The 17387-nt window shown below is 73.7% G+C and carries 13 protein-coding genes; 8 read left to right on the forward strand and 5 right to left on the reverse strand.

Annotated features, from left to right (window positions below; all coding sequences use genetic code 11):
• Positions 1–6: 6 nt before the first annotated feature.
• From O2W15_RS05855 to O2W15_RS05865, 3 genes are all read left to right on the forward strand, one after another.
• Positions 7–852, forward strand: coding sequence for a helix-turn-helix domain-containing protein (locus O2W15_RS05855; protein WP_269164147.1), 846 nt, complete (start codon positions 7–9; stop codon positions 850–852).
• 4 nt (positions 853–856) lie between these two features.
• Positions 857–1282, forward strand: a complete 426-nt coding sequence (locus O2W15_RS05860; protein ID WP_269178730.1) for a VOC family protein — start codon at positions 857–859, stop codon at positions 1280–1282.
• A gap of 66 nt (positions 1283–1348) precedes the next feature.
• A complete protein-coding gene (locus O2W15_RS05865) occupies positions 1349–1756 on the forward strand; it encodes a DUF4190 domain-containing protein (RefSeq protein ID WP_269178731.1) in 408 nt (135 codons plus the stop codon).
• Positions 1757–1774: 18 nt separating this feature from the next.
• Here the strand turns inward: O2W15_RS05865 and O2W15_RS05870 are convergent, their stop codons facing one another.
• The gene (locus tag O2W15_RS05870; RefSeq protein ID WP_269178732.1) at positions 1775–5035 is read right to left on the reverse strand and encodes a DEAD/DEAH box helicase; all 3261 of its coding nucleotides are present in this window, start codon (positions 5033–5035) and stop codon (positions 1775–1777) included.
• 76 nt (positions 5036–5111) lie between these two features.
• Here O2W15_RS05870 and pgm point away from each other — a divergent pair, with 76 nt between their 5' ends.
• Together pgm and O2W15_RS05880 are read left to right on the forward strand one after the other, a co-directional pair.
• Complete coding sequence (gene pgm / locus O2W15_RS05875; protein WP_269178733.1) at positions 5112–6746, forward strand: phosphoglucomutase (alpha-D-glucose-1,6-bisphosphate-dependent); 1635 nt, start codon at positions 5112–5114, stop codon at positions 6744–6746.
• 85 nt (positions 6747–6831) lie between these two features.
• Positions 6832–7695: a DUF559 domain-containing protein gene (locus O2W15_RS05880; protein ID WP_269178734.1), complete on the forward strand. Its 864-nt coding sequence runs from the start codon at positions 6832–6834 to the stop codon at positions 7693–7695.
• Positions 7696–7801: 106 nt separating this feature from the next.
• Here O2W15_RS05880 and glpK (O2W15_RS05885) read toward each other — a convergent pair whose 3' ends face one another.
• The 4 genes from glpK (O2W15_RS05885) to O2W15_RS05900 form a co-directional block, all read right to left on the reverse strand.
• Positions 7802–9319, reverse strand: a complete 1518-nt coding sequence (gene glpK, locus O2W15_RS05885; RefSeq protein ID WP_269164153.1) for a glycerol kinase GlpK — start codon at positions 9317–9319, stop codon at positions 7802–7804.
• A gap of 59 nt (positions 9320–9378) precedes the next feature.
• Positions 9379–10116 (reverse strand): MIP/aquaporin family protein, encoded by a 738-nt coding sequence (locus O2W15_RS05890; protein WP_269178735.1) that lies wholly within the window; start codon positions 10114–10116, stop codon positions 9379–9381.
• 158 nt (positions 10117–10274) lie between these two features.
• A complete protein-coding gene (gene glpK / locus O2W15_RS05895) occupies positions 10275–11777 on the reverse strand; it encodes a glycerol kinase GlpK (RefSeq protein WP_269178736.1) in 1503 nt (500 codons plus the stop codon).
• Positions 11770–12465: an IclR family transcriptional regulator gene (locus O2W15_RS05900; RefSeq protein ID WP_269164156.1), complete on the reverse strand. Its 696-nt coding sequence runs from the start codon at positions 12463–12465 to the stop codon at positions 11770–11772. Before O2W15_RS05900 ends, glpK (O2W15_RS05895) begins: the two co-directional genes overlap by 8 nt.
• A gap of 160 nt (positions 12466–12625) precedes the next feature.
• On the opposite strand from O2W15_RS05900, the gene O2W15_RS05905 reads away from it, so the two are divergent.
• The 3 genes from O2W15_RS05905 (at position 12626) to O2W15_RS05915 (ending at position 17366) form a co-directional block, all read left to right on the forward strand.
• Complete coding sequence (locus O2W15_RS05905) at positions 12626–14356, forward strand: glycerol-3-phosphate dehydrogenase/oxidase (RefSeq protein ID WP_269178737.1); 1731 nt, start codon at positions 12626–12628, stop codon at positions 14354–14356.
• 119 nt (positions 14357–14475) lie between these two features.
• Positions 14476–15102, forward strand: coding sequence for a TetR/AcrR family transcriptional regulator (locus O2W15_RS05910; RefSeq protein WP_269178738.1), 627 nt, complete (start codon positions 14476–14478; stop codon positions 15100–15102).
• A 23-nt stretch (positions 15103–15125) separates the two neighbouring features.
• A complete protein-coding gene (locus tag O2W15_RS05915; RefSeq protein ID WP_269178739.1) occupies positions 15126–17366 on the forward strand; it encodes an MMPL family transporter in 2241 nt (746 codons plus the stop codon).
• The last annotated feature ends 21 nt before the right edge of the window (positions 17367–17387 follow it).

The raw sequence follows: 17387 nt of genomic DNA on the forward strand, positions 1-17387 counted from the left end.
GGTGCGGTGTCCGACGAGTGGGTGCACGTCCGCCCGCACCCGGCGCTGCGCCCGTTCGTCCCGAGTGCGGTGGGCTACCGGTACGGCGGGTCCGCCTCGGGGGTGCACCGGGGGCTGCCGTCCCCCTTCCTCACCTTCGTCGTCACCGTCGACGAGCCGCTCGTGCTCGCCGCGCACCCCGACCCCCAGCAGGCGCCGGGCCGGTACGACGCGCTGCTCGGTGGGCTGCACACCCGCCCGGCGCTGATCACCCAGACCGGGCGGCAGACCGGCCTCCAGCTGGCGCTCACCCCGCTGGGCGCCCGGGCGCTCCTCGGCCTGCCGGCCGGAGAGCTGGCCTCCCTCGACTGCCCGGTCGCCGACGTGCTCGGGGCCGACGGCGCGGAGCTGACCGAGCGGGTGCGGTCCGCGCCGGACTGGGCGGGACGGTTCGCCGCCGTGGAGGACGTGCTGCTGCGTCGGGTGCGGGCCGGGGCCGGACCCGCGCCCGAGGTCACCGAGGCCTGGCGGCTGACCCTCGCCTCCGGTGGGCGGCTCCGGGTCGCCGACATCGCCGGGCGGGTGGGCTGGTCGGAGCGGCACCTGCTCGCCCGGTTCCGTGCCGAGACCGGGCTGACCCCGAAGGAGGCGGCCCGCGTCGTCCGGTTCGACCGGGCCCGCCGGGCGTTGACCGCCCGGGTGACCGGCGGCGGCCCACCCGACCTGGCCGCCCTCGCCGCGGCCACCGGCTTCGCCGACCAGGCGCACCTGACCCGCGAGTGGCGGGCCTTCAGCGGCCTCCCGCCGACCCGGTGGCTGGCCGCGGAACTCGGATTCGTCCAAGACGGCCGGACGCCCGGGTCGACATCCTGATCCCATGACCGAGACCACAGACACCCGATCGACCACCGCTCCCCCGCCCACCGTCTGGCCCGCCTTCCGGGCCCGGGACGCCCGCGCCCTGATCCGGTTCCTCGTCGACGCCCTCGGCTTCGAGGAGACCGCCGTGTACGGCGAGGGCGACGTGGTGCAGCACGCCCAGCTGTCCTGGCCTCCCGGCGGCGGGGTGATGCTCGGCTCGGTGCGCGACGACGAGGGCTGGACGGTCGCCCCGGGCGGCACCGGCTGCTACCTGGTCAGCGACGACGTCGACGCGCTGTTCGATCGCGCGGTCGCGGCCCGCGCCGAGGTCTTCCGGCCGCTGCAGGACACCGACTACGGCGGGCGCGAGTTCGCCGTCCGCGACCCGGAGGGCAACCTGTGGAGCGTGGGCAGCTACCGGGGCGAGCCGCGGCGCAGCTGAGCCGGACTCACCCGTCGGGTGGGTGGGTGCTGGTCGTCGCCCCGATCGGCTCCTAGGGTCGGGCAGATGAGCCAGGACGACGGCGACCAGTACCCGCAGCCGCAGCCGCAGGGGAACGTCCCTCCGCCTCATGGCAGCTCGGTGCCGTACGGGCAGCAGTACGGCCAGCCCTTCGGGCAGCAGCCCTACGGTCAGCCCCCGTACGGCCCGCCGCCGTACGGGTACGGCTACGCGCCGCCGCGGAGCACGAACGGGCTCGCCATCGCCTCCATGGTGCTCGGGATCGTCTGGCTGTACTGGCTCGGCAGCATCCTCGCCCTGGTGTTCGGCTACGTCGCGAAGAAGCAGATCCGCGAGCGCGGCGAGAACGGTGGCGGCATGGCCACGGCCGGCATCGTCCTCGGCTGGGTCGGCGTCGGGCTGTTCGTGATCGTCGTGTTGTTCGGCGTCGCTGCCAGCACCGGCTACAGCTGACCATCCCCCCGTCGCCGGTCAGCTGAAGAGACCACGCACGTCGTCGGCGGTGAGGGCGCCTGAGGCGAGCGCGCCGTCGTCGACGACGCGGGAGAACAGGGCCTGCTTGCGGGCCTTGAGCTCCATCACCTTCTCCTCGATGGTGCCGACGGCGACCAGCCGGTAGACCATCACCGTCTTGTCCTGGCCGATCCGGTGCGCCCGGTCGACGGCCTGGGCCTCGCTCGCCGGGTTCCACCACGGGTCGAGGACGAAGACGTAGTCGGCCTCGGTGAGGGTGAGCCCGAAGCCGCCGGCCTTGAGGCTGATCAGGAACACCGGGGCGCTGCCGGTGCGGAACGCCTCGATCCGGGCGTCCCGGTCCCGGGTCCGCCCGTCCAGGTAGACCCAGTCGATGCCCTCGGCGGTCAGCCGGTCACGGATGCTGCCCAGGAACCGGGTGAACTGGCTGAAGACCAGCACCCGGTGCCCCTCGGCGACCACCTCGCGCAGGTGGTCGAGGAACGCGTCGGCCTTGCTGGCGCGCACGTCGGCGTACGCGGGGTCGATCAGTGCCGGGTCCAGGCTGAGCTGCCGCAGCAGGGTGAGCGACCGGAAGATCGTCATTCGGTTCTTCGACATGTCCTCGACCAGCCCGAGGACCTTGCTCCGCTCCCGCTGCAGGTGGGTCTGGTACAGCTTCTCGTGCCGTGGGTTCAGCACCACCTCGAGCACCTGCTCCTGCTTGGGCGGCAGCTCCGCGGCGACCAGTTCCTTGGTCCGCCGGCGTACCAGCGGGCGGATCCGGCGGCGCAGCAGGGCCAGCTTCTCCGCGTCGCCGTCCCGCTCGATCGGGATCCGGTAGAACTCGGTGAACCGCTCCGGGTCGGGGAAGAGGCCGGGCGCGACGATCGACATCAGCGCCCAGAGGTCCATGACGCTGTTCTCCAGCGGCGTCCCGGTGAGCGCCAGTTTCACCGGCGCCGGCAGCATCCGGGCGACCTGGTAGGTGCGGGCCTGGTGGTTCTTCACGAACTGCGCCTCGTCGAGCACCAGCCCGCGCCAGGACAGCGACGCCCAGGAGTCGGCGTCGATCCGGAACAGCGCGTAGGACGTGACGACGACGTGCGCGCCGGCCACCCGGTCGTGCAGCGCGGTGCCCGCCTTGCGTTCGGTCTCGTCGACGGCGACCACCCGCAGCCCCGGGGCGAACTTGGCCGCCTCCCGGGTCCAGGTGGAGACGACGCTGGTCGGCGCCACCACCAGCACCGGTGCGGCGTCCAGCTCGCCGGCCTCGTGGGCCCGGCAGAGCAGGGCGAGGGTCTGCAGCGTCTTGCCCAGCCCCATGTCGTCGGCGAGCACCCCGCCCAGCCGGTGGTCCCAGAGGAACGCCAGCCAGCCGTAGCCCTCCCGCTGGTAGGGCCGCAGCTCCGCGTCCAGCCCGGCCGGTGGCGGGGGTGGCTCAGCCGTCTCGACGTCGATCAGGCCCCGCACCTCGCGGGTCCAGCGGTCGCTCTGCTCGGTGACCACCCCCAGCCCCAGCAGCTGCTCCCACAGACCGGCGGAGAAGCGGCTGACCTGCACCTCGTCGCCGGGCAGGTCCCGCAGCTCGCGGGCCTCCTCGATCAGCAGCCGCAGCTGCTCGAACTCCGGGCGCTGCAGGGAGAACCAGGTGCCGCTGATCAGCGCCAGCCGGGTGCGGCCGGCGGCCAGCGCGGAGAACAGCGTCGCGAACGGCACGTGCTGGCCGTCCATGGTCACCGAGATGCCGAGGTCGAACCAGTCGGACTCCCGGCTGTCCCGCGCGGTGAAGCTGATCTGCGGCGCCGAGGTGGTCTGCCGGTAGGACGTCGGGGTGCCCACCACGGTCACGTCGACGTCGGGGTCGGCGCGCAGGGCCGGGAGCACCTCGGTGGTGAACTCCAGCGCCTCCATGCCGGCCAGCTCCACCCGCTCGGCCAGCCGGCGCTCCGGCGTCCACAGCTCCGGCAGCCCACCGACCGGGCCGGGCAGCGCCTCGACCAGCAGCTGCTCGGCGGCCGGGTCGCGGCCATCGGCCGGGCCGGCCGTCGCCGACGGGGCGAACGACCGGTCGCCGTACCGAACCGACCAGGCCACCGTGACCGTCGCGTCACCGGGGTAGGTCACCTCGGCGGCCAGCCTCGGGGGTGCGACGTCGGGCAGGTCCACCGAGCCGTCGGCCGAGATCACCGGGACGGCACGTCGCAGCCCCGGGTAGAAGTCGCGCTGGAAGCGGTCGACGTCGCCGGCCGGGATGCCGATCACCCCGCCCCGGGCCACCAGGCCGGCCAGCACCGGGGGCACCGGGGAGTCCAGCCGCGCGAGCACCAGCCCCGGCGCGCCCTCGGGCGCCTCGTCGCGGGCCGGACCGTCGACGGTGACCCCGTGCGGGGGCATGCCGAGGAAGGAGAGCGCCGCCGGGTCGACCGCCCGCCCCGCCACCCGCAGCACGGCCGACAGCTCGGTGCGGTCGCCACCGTCGCGCAGGTCGACGGCCACGTCCGCCTCGCCCTCGGCGAGCACCACCGGACGGGGCTGGCGGTCGGCGGTCACCAGGGGGACGCCGTCGGCCACCGCCTCGGCCAGCAGCCGCCAGAGCCCGGGGCCGAACTCGTGCAGGTACACGTCGACCGGGGCGTACGAGTAGAACTGGTTGCGCGCCGCCTGGTGGGTGGCGTGCAGCGCGCGCATCGCCGCCACGTGCGCCGGGTCCCAGCCGGACCGGCTGTTGTCGTACTGCAGCTGACGCCAGGAGATCCCGCTGCGCACCCACTGCCCCCGCTTGCCCGGGACCACCGGCCGCAGCCGCACCAGCCGCTGCAGGGTGCCCGGCGCGCCGACCGAGCTCCGGCCCCGCCCGGGCGCCTGCTCGACCAGCTCGAACTGCAGCCCGATCGGCACTGCCGTGCGCGGTCGGCGGTCGGCCGCCGCGGCCACCAGCTCCTCGAGCTCGGCCTCCCAGCCGGCCGCCACCGGGGACGCCTTCAGGTTCGAGCGCAGGGACAGCAGGACGGCGACCGCGTGCTTGCAGTCGTCGCCCACCGGGCAGGTGCACGCACCGGCCCAGCCCACCCGGCCGCCGTCGGTGCGCACCACCGTCGTCCGGTAGGGCTCGGGCGCGCCGCCCTGGACCAGACCGGTCAGCCGACGTGCGTCGTCGGCCAGCCGGAGGTCGAGGACGCCGCGGGCGACGTAGCGGCGGGCGCGGTCGAGCACGTCGGCGCCGACGGCGTCGACCAACGCCGCGTCGGTGACCATCTCCCGCCAGTCACCGAGCACCCGGCCAGGTTACGGCGGGGCACCGACAGGGTGGCCCAGGTCGCGGTGACCGGGCGTGCGGCGCGAAGATCAACGCATGAGCTCCGACCGCGCCGGCCAGCCCGCCCAGCCCTCCGACCTGGTCGACGTCCCCCACCTGCTGACCGCGTACTACACGGTCGAGCCGGATCCGGACGACGTCGCCCAGCAGGTCACCTTCGGCACCTCCGGGCACCGGGGCTCCTCGCTGGACGGCGCGTTCAACGAGCCGCACATCCTGGCCACCACCCAGGCGATCTGCGAGTACCGCGCGCAGCAGGGGTACGACGGGCCGCTGTTCGTCGGCCGGGACACCCACGGGCTGAGTGAGCCGGCCTGGGCGAGCGCCCTGGAGGTGCTGGCCGCCAACGACGTCACCGTGCTGGTCGACGCCGCCGACCGGTACACGCCCACCCCGGCGGTCAGCCACGCGATCCTGCGGGCCAACCGGGGGAAGACCACCGGGCTGGCCGACGGCATCGTCGTCACCCCGTCGCACAACCCGCCCCGGGACGGTGGCTTCAAGTACAACCCGCCCTCGGGCGGCCCGGCCGACACCGACGCCACCGGCTGGATCGCCAAGCGGGCCAACGAGCTGCTGGCCGCCGGCCTGGACGGGGTGCGGCGGGTGCCCTTCGCGCGGGCCCGTGCCGCAGCGCAGTCCTACGACTTCCTGGGCACCTACGTCGACGACCTGCCGAACGTGCTCGACCTGGACGCCGTCCGGGCCGCCGGGGTCCGGATCGGTGCCGACCCGCTCGGCGGTGCCGCCGTCGACTACTGGGGGGCGATCGCGGAACGGCACCGCCTGGACCTCACCGTGGTCAACCCGTTGGTCGACCCCACGTGGCGGTTCATGACGCTGGACTGGGACGGCAAGATCCGGATGGACTGCTCCTCCCCCTCGGCGATGGCCTCGCTGATCGGTGCGAAGGACGAGTTCCAGATCGCCACCGGCAACGACGCCGACGCCGACCGGCACGGCATCGTCACCCCCGACGGCGGGCTGATGAACCCCAACCACTTCCTCGCTGTGGCGATCTCCTACCTGTTCAGCCACCGCGACGGCTGGGGTGCCGAGACGGCGGTGGGCAAGACGCTGGTGTCGTCGTCCCTGATCGACCGCGTGGTCGCCGACCTCGGCCGGCGGCTGGTCGAGGTGCCGGTCGGGTTCAAGTGGTTCGTGCCCGGGCTGCTCGACGGGTCGGTCGGGTTCGGCGGCGAGGAGTCGGCCGGGGCGTCGTTCCTCCGCCGCGACGGCGGCGTGTGGACGACGGACAAGGACGGCATCCTGCTCGCCCTGTTGGCCTCGGAGATCCAGGCCGCGACCGGGAGCTCGCCCTCGGAGCTGCATGCGTCACTGACGCAACGGTTCGGCGAGTCGGCCTACGCCCGGGTCGACGCCGCGGCGACCCGGGAGGAGAAGGCCGCGCTCGGCAAGCTCTCCCCCGACGCCGTCACCGCCACCGAACTGGCCGGCGAGCCGATCACCGCCAAGCTCACGAAGGCGCCCGGCAACGGTGCCGCGATCGGCGGCCTGAAGGTCACCACCGAGAACGCCTGGTTCGCCGCCCGCCCGTCCGGCACCGAGGACGTCTACAAGGTCTACGCCGAGTCCTTCAAGGGCCCCGACCACCTCGCCCAGGTCCAGGAGGAGGCCAAGGCCGTCGTCTCCGCCGCTCTCACCCCCTGACCCCCACCGGGGCAGAAATGGCCATTTTTGCCCCGGTTGTGGACGACGCCAGCGGCGCTTGCCCCTGATTCGGCACGCTGCCGGGATGTCCAGTCGTCTCAGCCGCCTGACCGGGGTCTTCGTCGGGAGCCACGCGATCGCCCAGGGCGCGGTGACGGCGAAGGAGCTGCGCTCGCTCGGGTACCGACGGCTCGTTCAGGGGGTCTACGCAGATCCGGCACTCGACGTCGACCACCGGCTCCGCTGTCGCGCGGTCGCGCTGCTCCTGCCGGCAGGTGCGGCCATCGGCGGCCACTCCGCGGCGGCCTGGCACGGAGCTCCGTTCGCCGGGCTGTCGGAGCCCGTGACGGTCATCCGGCCGCCGGACGTCGACTGGCGAGGGCCGCAGCAGGTTCGTGTCCATCGGTCGCCGCTGGCCGCGGGTGACGTCCTGGTGGAGGGCGAGGTGCCGGTCACCTCCCCCCTCCGGACGGCCTGGGACGTCGCCGCCCTGGAGCCGGTGGGCACGGCCGTGGCTGCGCTCGACGCCATGGTCCGGGTCGGTGCTGTGCAGACGGCAGCCATGTCGGCGATGGTCGAGGCCGGCGCCGGGCGCTGGGGAGTGAGCAGGGTGCGGCGGGCATTCGCGCTCGTGGACCCGCGGGCGGAGTCTGCGCCGGAGTCCAAGGTGCGGGTGGCCCTGCTGCTCGCCGGACTGACCCCGGTCCCCCAGCTCGTGGTGACTCACGCTGGTCACTTCCTCGCGCGGGTCGACCTGGGCTGGCCGGAGCAGAAGCTGGCCGTCGAGTACGAGGGTGCACACCACTTCGAGGGCGAGCAGATCGTCCGCGATGACCACCGCTACGCCGCCCTCCTCGCCGCAGGATGGCGCGTCATCCGGCTCAGCGCCGCCGACCTGCGGGACCTGGACGGCGTCGTCCGTCGGGTCGAGGCCGCTCTCGGTGCCTGACGAGAGGGCAGAAATGGCCATTTCTGCCCCTGGGGTACGGGGGCGGACGCACCGCAGGCCCGGCGGAGCGGACTCCGGCGGGCCTGCGGTGGTCAGTGGTCCGGCGTCAGCTGACGTCCTCGTCCACCCAGTCCAGCGACTTCGTGACCGCCTTCTGCCAGTTGCGGTAGTAGCGCTCCCGCTCGTCGGTGGGCATCTGCGGGTCCCAGCGCTTGTCCTCGGCCCACTTGGCGGTGAGCTCGTCGAGGTCGGACCAGAAGCCGACGGCGAGCCCGGCGGCGTAGGCCGCACCGAGTGCGGTCGTCTCGGCGATCTTCGGTCGGATCACCGGGACGCCGAGCAGGTCGGCCTGGAACTGCATGAGCAGCTCGTTGCCGACCATCCCGCCGTCCACCCGGAGCTCGGTCAGGTCGACCCCGGAGTCGGCGTTCATCGCGTCCAGCACCTCGCGGGTCTGGTAGGCGGTCGCCTCCAGGACGGCGCGGGCCAGGTGCCCCTTGTTGACGAACCGGGTGAGCCCGACGACGGCGCCGCGGGCGTCGGAGCGCCAGTGCGGGGCGAACAGGCCGGAGAACGCCGGCACGAAGTAGGAGCCGCCGTTGTCGTCGACCGAGCGGGCCAGGTCCTCGATCTCCGGGGCGCTCTTGATCATCCCCAGGTTGTCCCGGACCCACTGCACGAGCGAGCCGGTGACCGCGATCGAGCCCTCCAGTGCGTACACCGGCTTGGCGTCCCCCAGCTGGTAGCACAGCGTGGTGAGCAGCCCGTTCTGCGACGGGACGGCCTCCTCGCCGGTGTTGAGCAGCATGAAGTTGCCGGTGCCGTAGGTGTTCTTGGCCATGCCCTTGGTGAAGCAGACCTGGCCGAACGTCGCCGCCTGCTGGTCGCCCAGCGAACCGGCGATCGGCACCCCGGCCAGGAAGCCGGCCTTGCGGCCCTTGCCGTACTCCTCGGAGTTGGAGCGGATCTCCGGGAGCATGGACATCGGGATGCCCATCTCCTGGGCGATGTCGGCGTCCCAGGCGAGCGTCCGGTAGTCCATGAGCATGGTGCGGGAGGCGTTGGAGACGTCGGTGAGGTGCAGTCCGCCGTCCGCGCCGCCGGTCATGTTCCAGATCAGCCAGGAGTCGATGGTGCCCATGAGCAGCTCGCCGCGCTCGGCGCGCTCCCGGGCGCCCTCGACGTTGTCCAGGATCCAGCGGACCTTGGGGCCGGCGAAGTAGGTGGCCAGCGGCAGGCCGACCTTGTCCTTGTAGCGGTCGGCGCCGCCACCGAGGGCGCCGAGCTCCTCGATGATCTTCGTCGTGCGGGTGTCCTGCCAGACGATCGCGTTGTAGACCGGCTCACCGGTGCTCCGGTCCCAGACCACCGCGGTCTCCCGCTGGTTGGTGATCCCGACGGCGACGATGTCGGAGGTGCCGGCGTCGCTGCGGGCCAGCGCCTGGCCGACCACCTCGCGGGTGTTGCGCCAGATCTCCATCGCGTCGTGCTCGACCCACCCGGCGCGCGGGAAGATCTGCTCGTGCTCCTTCTGGCCGACGGACACGACGGCGCCGTCGTGGTCGAAGATCATGCACCGGGTGCTCGTGGTGCCCTGGTCGATCGCGGCTACGTACTGGGCCATGGGGTTCCTCCTGCAGTCGGAGGGGCTGGAGTCGCGACTCCGGCCCCGGCGGGTGGGGGTCAGACGTTGACGTGGGAGAGCAGGCCGGCCAGGACGGCGCCGATGACCGGGCCGACGATCGGCACCCAGGCGTAGCCCCAGTTGCTGTCGCCCTTGCCCCGGATGGGCAGGACGGCGTGGGCGAGGCGCGGACCGAGGTCGCGGGCCGGGTTGATGGCGTAGCCGGTCGGCCCACCGAGCGAGGCGCCGATGCCGACGACGAGCAGGGCGACGGCCAGCGGGCCGAGCTGGCTGGGGGTGTCCCCGAACCGCAGGATGATGTAGACGAGCACGAACGTGCCGACGACCTCGGTGATCACGTTGTCCTTGACCGTGCCGATGGCCGGGCCGGTGGCGAAGGTGCCCAGCTGGGTGCCCGCAGCCTCCGGGTCGTTGTAGTGCCCGTAGTAGGCCAGGTAGGCCACGACCGCACCGATGAAGGCGCCGACCAGTTGCCCGGCGAAGTACACCAGCGTGCTGGCCACGCTGACCTCGACGCCCGGGGCGTACTCCTCGGTCCCGCTGACCAGCAGGCCGACGGTGACGGCCGGGTTGATGTGCGCCCCGGAGGTCGCCCCGGCGAAGACGCCGGCGAAGACGGCGAGCCCCCAGCCGAAGATGATGACGATCCAGCCGCTGTTGTTGCCGTTCGTCTTCGGCAGCACGACGTTGGCGACCACGCCGACGCCGAGCAGCAGCAGGATCCCGGTGCCGAGTACTTCACTGCCGAAGACGGTCCACAGACCGACGGTGTCCACGAGTAGGCGCTCCTCACGACGGGCCCGCGTCGTCGCGGGCCGTGCTGATCCAGGACGGGCCTGTGGCGGTGGTCACCACGCGTCCCGTCGTGCGAGGACCGTAGGAGCAGGCTGTGAGCTGGACAACAGTCGGGGTGCGACATCGTCGGACGACGACGTCAGGGAGCTCCCCAGGCGATGCTCAGCTCGACCGCCCGCTCCCAGCGGGGGTACTCCGCGGTCAGCGCCCGCGCCCGCTCCGGCGTGGGCGTCCACTGCGCCGACCGGTGCCAGTTCCGGCGCAGCGTCTCGACGTCCGACCACACCCCGACGGCCAGGCCGGCGGCGTAGGCGGCCCCGAGCGAGACCGTCTCCCCCACCATCGGTCGCACCACCGGGGTGTCCAGAGCGTCGGCGACGAACTGCATGAGCAGGTTGTTGGTGGTCATGCCGCCGTCCACCCGCAGGGCCGGCAACGACAGGCCGGAGTCGGCGGCCATGGCCTGCACCACGTCGCGGGTCTGCCAGCCGGTGGCCTCGAGCACGGCCCGGGCCAGGTGCCCCTTGGTGACGTAGGAGGTGAGCCCGGCGACCAGGCCGCGGGCCTCCCCCCGCCAGTGCGGGGCCAGCAGCCCGGAGAACGCCGGGACGACGTAGCAGCCGCCGTTGTCGCCGACCGTGCGGGCGAGGGTCTCCACCTCCGCGGCCGAGCTGATGAGGCCCAGCCCGTCCCGCAGCCACTGCACCAGTGCACCGGCGACGGCGACCGACCCCTCCAGCGCGTACCGGACCGGCTCCCCGGCCAGCTGGTAGGCCACCGTGCTGATCGACCCGGAGCGGGTGCGCACCAGCTCGGTGCCGGTGTTCTGCAGCAGGAAGCTGCCCGTGCCGTAGGTGCACTTGGCCTCGCCGGGGGCGAAACAGGCCTGGCCGAACAGCGCCGCCTGCTGGTCGCCCAGCGCCCCGGCGATCGGCAGGGCCCGGTTCAGCGCGGTGGCCGTGCCCAGGACGCCGACCGAGGGGCGGATCTCCGGCAGCATCTCCGCCGGGATGTCGAAGAAGGCGAGCAGGTCGGGGTCCCACCGGCAGCTGCGCACGTCCATCAGCAGGGTGCGGCTCGCGTTGGTCACGTCGGTGACGTGGACGCCACCGTCCGGCCCGCCGGTGAGGTTCCAGATCAGCCAGGTCTCCATGGTGCCGAACAGCAGCTCACCGCGTTCGGCGCGCTCCCGGGCGCGGGGCACGTGGTCGAGGATCCAGCGCAGCCGCGGGCCGGAGAAGTAGCCGGCGATCGCCATCCCGCTGCGCTCGGCGACCAGGGCGGCGTCGGGGCGGGCGGCCAGCTCCGTCACCAGGTCGGCGGTGCGGGTGTCCTGCCAGACCAGCGCCCGGGTCACCGGCCGGCCGGTGACCCGGTCCCAGACGACGGTGGTCTCCCGCTGGTTGGCGATGCCCAGCGCCACGACGTCCCCGGCGTCGGGCACGTCGCCGAGCACCTGCGCGGCGGTCCGCTGGGTGTTCGCCCAGATCTCCATCGGGTCGTGCTCGACCCAGCCGGGGCGGGGGAAGTACTGGTGGTGCTCGCGCTGGCGGACGGCGACCATCCGGCCGCCCCGGTCGAACACCAGTGACCGCGTCGACGTCGTCCCCTGGTCGACGGCCAGCACGTAGCGGTCAGCCACCGCCGTGCCCCAGCTCGCGGGACACCGCGTGGGCGGCGTCGACGACCATGGCCAGCAGCAGGCTGCGGGGTACTCCGCGGGCGTCGAACAGCGAGGTCAGCGCCCCGCTGACGCCCAGGGCGGCGACCACCAGGCCACCCGCGTCGCGGACGGGGGCGGCGATCGCGCCCAGGCCCGGCTCCTGCTCGCCCCGCTCCGCCGCCCAGCCGTGGGCGCGCACCTCGGCCAGCTCGGGCGGGTGGGTGGCCCCGTACGCCAGCAGCACCTTGCCCAGCGCGGTGCTGCGCGCAGGGAGGGCGGTGCCGACCTCGAGCACCTGCGCGGAGTCGTCGGGGCGGAAGACGTGGTGGACGACGACGACCTCCGTGCCGGCGAGGGTGGCCAGCCGCACCGCCTGCCCGCTGCGGGAGGCCAGGGCGTCGGCCCAGTTCGAGGAGCGGGCCCGCAGCTCGTTGACGTCCAGGGGCGTGCCCAGCCGGAGCAGCCCGGGGCCCAGGGCGTAGCGGCCGGTGGCCGGGTCCTGCGCCACGAAGCCGACGTGCAGCAGGGTGCGGAGCAGGCTGTGCGCGGTCGTCTTGGCCAGCCCGACCGCCGCGGCGATGTCGGTGACGCCCAGCGTGCCGCCGGAGCCGGCCACCACGCGCAGGATCGCCGCTGCCCGCTCGATGGACTGCACGGTGCCCGGCACGGCGCCCGACGCTAGGCCATCGCGGGCCCCGATGGTGACCCAGCGCACGTGAGTTGTCCGACCATGTCAGACAGCCGCCGTCGACGGTCCGTCGCGCACCGACCTACCGTGGGTGCATCGTGCGCCGTCGTCGGCGATGGCCCGTACCGAGGAGTTCGCAATGACGGCAGTCCGCCCACTCGGCCCCGAGCAGCGCGCCCAGGCCTGGGCCGACCTCGCGGCCGGTGACTTCGAGGTCCTGGTGATCGGCGGCGGGGTGACCGGCGCCGGGGTCGCCCTGGACGCGGCCACCCGCGGCCTCAAGACGGCGCTGGTCGAGGCCCGTGACTTCGCCAGCGGCACCTCCTCGCGCTCCTCCAAGCTGTTCCACGGCGGGCTGCGCTACCTCGAGCAGTTCGACTTCGGACTGGTCCGGGAGGCGCTGCACGAGCGCGACCTCTCGGTCAACCGGATCGCCCCGCACCTGGTCAAGCCGGTGCCCTTCCTCTACCCGCTCACCCACCGCGGCTGGGAGCGGCCCTACGTCACCGCCGGGCTCGCGCTCTACGACGGGCTCGCCCGGCTCGGCTCGCTGGCCGACCCGATGCCCGCGCAGAAGCACCTGACCCGCACCGGTGCCCGCCGGATGTTCCCGGCGCTCAAGCCCGATGCGTTCGTCGGCGCCGTCCGGTACTACGACGCCCAGGCCGACGACGCGCGGCACACCCTGACCGTGGCCCGCACCGCCGCGGCCTACGGGGCCACCGTGCTCAACTCCGCCGAGGTCGTCTCCTTCGAGCACGCCGGCGGCCGGGTGGTCGGGGCGAAGGTGCGCGACGTCGAGACCGGGAACGAGGTCGACGTCTGCAGTGAGGTGGTCGTGAACGCCACCGGGGTGTGGACCGACGACGTCCAGACCATGGTCGGCGGCCGCGGCCGGTTCCACGTGCGCGCCAGCAAGGGCGTGCACATCGTCGTCCCGCGCGACCGGATCAACGGCGAGGCCGGCCTCATCCTGCGCACCGAGAAGTCGGTGCTGTTCGTGATCCCGTGGGGCAGCCACTGGATCATCGGGACGACCGACACCGACTGGGAGCTGGACAAGGCCCATCCGGCCGCCAGCAAGGCCGACATCGACTACATCCTCGAGCACGTCAACGAGGTGCTGTCGGTCCCGATCACGCACGACGACATCACCGGGGTCTACGCCGGGCTGCGCCCGCTGCTGTCCGGTGAGCAGGAGTCGACCAGCCAGCTCTCCCGGGAGCACGCGGTGGCCCGGCCGATGCCCGGCGTCATCGCCGTCGCCGGCGGCAAGTACACGACCTACCGGCCGATGGCCGCCGACGCGGTGGACGCCGTGGCCGAGGACGTCACCCGCCGGGTCCCGCCGAGCGTCACCGAGAACATCCCGCTGGTCGGCGCCGAGGGCTACGCGGCGATGGTCAACTCCCTCGATGGGCTCTCCGACCGGTGGGGCATCCCGCGCTTCCGCGCCGAGCACCTCCTCAACCGGTTCGGGTCGCTCACCCCCGAGGTGCTCGACCTGGCCACCGACGCCCCCGAGCTGCTCGAGCCGGTGCCCGGCGCCGAGGAGTACCTGATGGTGGAGATGGTGTGGTCGGCCGCGCACGAGGCTGCGCTGCACCTGGACGACCTACTGGCCCGGCGCACCCGCATCTCCATCGAGACCCCGCACCGCGGGGTCGACTCCGCCGCGCCGGTCGCCCGCGCCGTGGCCGGGGTGCTGGGCTGGGACGACGAGCGGATCGCCAGCGAGGTGGAGAGCTACACCGCCCGGGTGGAGGCCGAGCGTCGCTCGCAGGAGGCCGCTGACGACCAGGAGGCCGACGCCGCCCGGGTCGCCGCACCGGACACCCGCGCCGTCGCCGTCGGCCGCGCCCTGGGCTGAGCTCGTCGCGCACACCGCGTGACGCCGGTGCCCGGCGCTCCCCCGATGGGGGGACCGGGCACCGGGCGTGACGCAGTTCGCATGTCGATGCACGGCTGTATCCAATACAGTCCTGCATCGTGACCGACGTCGACCTGCAGCGGCCCAAGCGCCGTCGTGAGGCGACCGTCGAGCGGCTGCTGGACGCCGCCCTGCAGACCTTCGCCGAGCAGGGCTTCGCCTCCGCCAGCGTCGAGGACATCTGCAGCCGCGGTGGGTTCACCCGCGGTGCCTTCTACTCCAGCTTCAAGACCAAGGACGAGCTGTTCGAGGCGTTGATGACCCGCGAGGTCGAGCGCGACCTCGCCCGGGTGGCCGAGCTCCTCACCGGCCTCGCCGACGAGCCGGACCCCCTCGCCGCCGCGGTCGACCGGGTGCTGGGTGCCTTCCGCTGCGACCGCACCTGGGCCCTGGTGGTCACCGAGTACACGCTGCACGCCGCCCGGAACCCCGAGGCCGCCGAGGTGCTGCGCCGGCACGACGACCAGCTCGGCAGCCGGCTCGCCGAGCTGGTCGACCGGATGGCCGCCGAGGCGGGGCTGACCTTCACCCTGCCCGCGGCCGACCTCATCGGGGCGGCCACCGCGCTGCTCAGCGGGCTCACCGTCATGTCCCTCACCGCGCAGGGCGACCTCGAGCCCCTGCGCCGCACCGCCCTGCTCTCCCTCGTCCGCGGTGCCGTGTCGAGCACCCCGACCACCCCCTGACCCGGCTGAACCCAGGAGAACCGATGTCCACCCTGCTCTACCGGATCGGCCGCGCGGCCTACCGCCGCCGCGGGCTGTTCTCCGTGGCCTGGCTCGCGGTCCTCGGCCTCGTCGTGACGCTCTTCCTCACCATCGGCGGGGAGTTCGACGACGAGTTCACCATCCCCGGCTCGGAGTCCCAGGCGGCGCTGGACCGGCTCGACGAGGTCTCCCCCGCAGCCGCCGGCGTCGGCGCGCAGCTGGTGTTCATCGCCCCCGAGGGCGCCACGGTGGCCGACCCGCAGTACGCCGCCGCGATCGCGGAGACCGTGGCCGCGGCCGGCCAGGTCGACCAGGTGGCCGGGGTGCAGGACCCCTTCGCCGCCCAGTCGATCAGCCCGGACGGGCGCGCGGCCCGGGCGCCGGTGCAGTACTCGGTGCAGGGCCCCGAGCTCGGCGAGACCGCCCTGGAGGACCTGCAGGCGGCCACCACCGCGGCCACCGACGCAGGCCTGGAGGTCGAGGTCGGCGGGGCCGCCTTCAACACCGGGGCGGTCACCGTCGGCCCGCTGGAGCTCATCGGCGTCGTGGTCGCCGTCCTGGTCCTCGTCATCACCTTCGGCTCGCTGCTCGCCGCCGGCATGAACCTGCTGACCGCGCTGGTCGGCGTGGGCATCGGGCTCACCGGGCTGCTGGCGACGTCCGGGCTGATCACGCTCTCCTCGACCGCCCCGACGCTGGCGCTGATGATCGGCCTGGCGGTCGGCATCGACTACACGCTGTTCATCCTGTCCCGGCACCGCGCGCAGCTGGCCGCCGGCATGGACCCCGAGGAGTCCGCGGGGCGGGCCGCCGGCACCGCCGGGTCCGCCGTCGTCTTCGCCGGCCTGACCGTGATCATCGCGCTCTCCGGGCTCGCCGTCGTCGGCATCCCCTTCCTCACCGTGATGGGCCTGGGCGCCGCCGGGACCGTGCTGGTCGCCGTCCTGGTCGCGCTCACCCTGCTGCCCGCACTGCTGGGCTTCGCCGGCTCCCGGCTGGTGCCCAAGCCGGGGTCCCGCGCCGACCGTCGCGAGCGCGCGCTCGCCGAGCACGACGGTGTACCGGCGCGCACCGGTGGCGCCCGCTGGGGCGCCTTCGTCACCCGCCGGCCGCTGCTCACCGTGCTGGTCACGGTCGTCGGCCTGCTGGTGATCTCGATCCCGGCGCTGCAGCTGCGGCTGGCCCTGCCCGACGCCAGCACGGCCCCCGAGGAGAGCACCACCCGGCAGGCCTACGACGCGGTCAGCGAGTTCTTCGGCCCCGGGGCCAACGGCCCGCTCATCGTCTTCCTCGACGGTCTGGAGCCGGCGACCGCCGAGCAGACGGCCGGCCAGGCCGCCGCCGCGATCGGCGGCACGCCGACCGGGCAGCCCGGGGAGTTCACCGGCGGGCTGGACGACGTCGCCTTCGCCGCGCCCCAGGTGCTGGCCGACGGCACCGCCGCGATCGTCCAGGTGGTGCCGGAGAGCGGTCCGCAGGACGAGGCGACCACCGCCCTCGTCGCCGAGCTGCGCGACCTCGCGGACGACCTGGGTGCCGACACCGGCGCCGACGTGACGGTGACCGGGCAGACCGCCGTCGCCATCGACGTCTCCGACCGGCTGGGCAACGCGCTGCTGCCGTTCACCCTGGTCGTCGTGGGCCTGGCGTTGGTCCTGCTGCTGCTGGTCTTCCGCTCGGTCCTGGTGCCGGTCAAGGCCGCGCTGGGCTTCCTGCTGTCGGTCGGCGCCTCGTTCGGCGCCGTCGTCGCGGTCTTCCAGTGGGGCTGGCTGATGGACGTCTTCGGCGTGCCGGCCACCGGGCCGGTCATCAGCTTCATGCCGATCCTGCTGATGGCGGTCCTCTTCGGCCTGGCCATGGACTACGAGGTCTTCCTCGTGTCCCGGATGCGCGAGGAGTTCGTGCACGGGGCCGCCCCGCAGGTCGCGGTGGTCGCCGGCATGCGGCACGCGTCCCGGGTGGTGGTCGCGGCGGCGCTGATCATGTTCTCGGTGTTCGGCAGCTTCGTGACCATCGAGGACGTGACCGTCAAGGCGATCGCCTTCGGGCTCGCGGTCGGCGTCCTGGTCGACGCCTTCGTCGTCCGGATGACGCTGGTGCCCGCCGTGCTGGCGCTGCTGGGCCGCTCGGCCTGGTGGCTGCCGCGCTGGCTGGACCGGCTGCTGCCCGACCTGGACGTCGAGGGCGCCAAGCTCGGCCGGACCGTCGAGGCCGAGCGCACCCCGGAGCCGGTGGGCAGCTGAGCGGCGGGCAGGGGCGCGGGC

The organism is Modestobacter sp. VKM Ac-2979, from assembly GCF_026967995.1.
Lineage (GTDB): Bacteria > Actinomycetota > Actinomycetes > Mycobacteriales > Geodermatophilaceae > Modestobacter.

Bases quoted from the DNA above. Each gene is read 5' to 3' on its own strand.
- O2W15_RS05860 (WP_269178730.1), top strand. From the start codon at position 857: ATGACCGAGACCACAGACACCCGATCGACCACCGCTCCCCCGCCCACC.
- O2W15_RS05865 (WP_269178731.1), top strand. From the start codon at position 1,349: ATGAGCCAGGACGACGGCGACCAGTACCCGCAGCCGCAGCCGCAGGGG.
- pgm (WP_269178733.1), top strand. From the start codon at position 5,112: ATGAGCTCCGACCGCGCCGGCCAGCCCGCCCAGCCCTCCGACCTGGTC.
- O2W15_RS05880 (WP_269178734.1), top strand. From the start codon at position 6,832: ATGTCCAGTCGTCTCAGCCGCCTGACCGGGGTCTTCGTCGGGAGCCAC.
- glpK (WP_269164153.1), bottom strand. From the start codon at position 9,319: ATGGCCCAGTACGTAGCCGCGATCGACCAGGGCACCACGAGCACCCGG.
- O2W15_RS05905 (WP_269178737.1), top strand. From the start codon at position 12,626: ATGACGGCAGTCCGCCCACTCGGCCCCGAGCAGCGCGCCCAGGCCTGG.
- O2W15_RS05915 (WP_269178739.1), top strand. From the start codon at position 15,126: ATGTCCACCCTGCTCTACCGGATCGGCCGCGCGGCCTACCGCCGCCGC.